The organism is Limosilactobacillus reuteri (assembly GCF_002254085.1).
In the GTDB taxonomy this organism is placed as follows: domain Bacteria; phylum Bacillota; class Bacilli; order Lactobacillales; family Lactobacillaceae; genus Limosilactobacillus; species Limosilactobacillus reuteri_K.
This window is the reverse complement of record NZ_NGPY01000041.1, coordinates 1-2,199: the sequence shown is the minus strand read 5'-3', so window position 1 is coordinate 2,199 and position 2,199 is coordinate 1. Positions and strand designations below refer to the sequence as shown.

3 protein-coding genes are annotated in these 2,199 nt (G+C 42.8%); all 3 read right to left on the bottom strand.

From position 1 onward, the window contains the following. A partial coding sequence (gene rfbB, locus CBG10_RS07520) for a dTDP-glucose 4,6-dehydratase (protein WP_094512173.1) occupies nt 1-1,007 on the bottom strand: 1,007 nt, incomplete at its 3' end. 11 nt (nt 1,008-1,018) lie between these two features. Next, nucleotides 1,019-1,600 (bottom strand): dTDP-4-dehydrorhamnose 3,5-epimerase, encoded by a 582-nt coding sequence (gene rfbC / locus CBG10_RS07515; protein WP_094508434.1) that lies wholly within the window; start codon nt 1,598-1,600, stop codon nt 1,019-1,021. 13 nt (nt 1,601-1,613) lie between these two features. Then, nucleotides 1,614-2,199, bottom strand: a 586-nt coding sequence (locus CBG10_RS07510; protein ID WP_094512172.1) for a sugar phosphate nucleotidyltransferase, incomplete at its 5' end; no start/stop codon positions are given.

Here is a 2,199-nt window from a genome sequence, read left to right as displayed (position 1 = left end):
GCGGCTTTTTCATCTTTCCACCAATCTTGGTGTTCCGTATACCAATCAATCGTGTGTTGTAAACCGGTTTTGAAGTCAGTAAATTCTGGCTCCCACCCTAATTCTGTCCGCAGCTTTGTAGCATCAATGGCATAACGCAAATCGTGGCCGGGACGATCCTTAACATGGTCATAAGCATCTTTAGGTTGACCCATTAACTCTAAGATCATTTCCAGAACTTCCTTGTTGTTCTTTTCACCATCGGCCCCGATGAGGTAAGTTTCACCGATCTTCCCCTTGGTTAAAATATCCCAAACCGCCCGGGAATGATCATTAGTGTGAATCCAGTCACGAACATTCTTGCCTGAACCGTAAAGCTTGGGCCGAATACCACTTAGGATATTGGTAATCTGACGGGGAATGAACTTCTCAATGTGTTGGTACGGACCATAGTTATTAGAACAATTGGAAATCGTCGCCCGTAAACCAAATGATCGGACCCAAGCCCGCACTAATAAGTCAGAGCTAGCCTTCGATGAAGAGTAAGGACTTGATGGCCGGTATGGTGATTCGGGAGTAAACTTTTCGCCTTTTCCTTCACCATGACCGGGTAAGTCTTCCCGTAATGGTAAATCGCCATAGACTTCATCCGTTGAAATATGGTGGTAACGAACGTCATATTTCCGACAAGCATTGATTAAAACCGAAGTCCCAACAATGTTAGTTTGGATGAACGGGGTGGGATCAATCAAGGAGTTGTCATTGTGACTTTCCGCCGCGTAATGAACAACGGCATCGGCTTGGCTTACCAACTTATCAACTAAGTCTTTATCACAAATATCCCCGACTACGAGTTCAACTTTATCCTTTGGCAAGCCATCAAGATTAGCCGGATTACCAGCATAAGTCAGTTTATCTAAAACTGTAATGTGTTCAACTTCCGGGTGGTGGTTAACAACATAGTGAACAAAGTTGGAGCCAATAAAGCCGGCTCCCCCAGTAACAATAATATTCTTAAAAGTTTCCATAACGACCTCGCTTAAATTTCACCATAAACAAATGGGTTATCTTTTTCAAATTCAGTTAAGGTTGGTTGTGCGGCATCCTTTTCGGAAGTAATGGCCTTATCAAATTCAATTGGCCAGTCAATGCTTAATTCCGGCGTCTTAAAGGAAATTCCGCCATCAGCTTCCGCATCGTAATAGTTATCACACTTGTAAACAAAGTTAACGTTATCAGTTAAAGTCAAGAAGCCATGGGCAAATCCACGCGGAACCAGGAGTTGACGGTGATTACTTGCCGATAAGATATAACCTTCCCATTGCTTGTATGTTGGGGAACCCTTCCGTAAGTCAACAATCACATCCAGGACGGCACCGGTGACTACTCGGATTAATTTTGTTTGAGCCGCTTTCCCCCGTTGGAAGTGTAAGCCACGAAGGACACCAGCATGCGTAGAAAGAGACTGGTTATCTTGAATAAAGTTAAAGTCAATTCCAGCCTTCTTAAAGTCTCGATCAGAGTAAGTCTCTTCAAAGAAACCACGGTGATCACCAAAGACTGCTGGTGTAATAATTTTAACGTCTTGTAATTTCGTTGTCTGAACGTTTAATTTTCCCATTATTTATCCACTCCTAGTCTTGTTGAGCTAACCGCAATAAGTATTGACCATAATCATTTTTCTTTAGCGGTTGCGCCAGCTCTACTAATTGTTCCTTATTAATATAGCCCATCCGATAGGCAATTTCCTCTAAGGAAGCCACCTTTAAGTTTTGTCGCTTTTCAATTGTAGCAATGAAGTTGGCTGCTTCAAGCATGGAATCATGAGTTCCGGTATCCAGCCAAGCATAGCCGCGCCCCATTAACTTGACATCGAGCTTACCTTGACGCAGGTATTCCTTGTTAACATCAGTAATTTCAAGTTCACCGCGATCTGATGGCTTGATGTTTTTAGCAATCTTAACTACTTGATTATCATAGAAGTAAAGACCAGTCACCGCATAATTACTCTTAGGATGAACCGGCTTTTCTTCAATCGATAAGGCATGCATCTGGTCATCAAAGTCGACCACGCCAAAACGTTCAGGATCATTGACATGGTAGCCAAAGACCGTGGCGCCATCAGTTTTTTTCGCTGCTGATTGCACAAGGTCCGATAATCCAGCGCCGTAATAGATATTGTCCCCTAAAATCAAACAAACACTATCGTCACCAATAAAA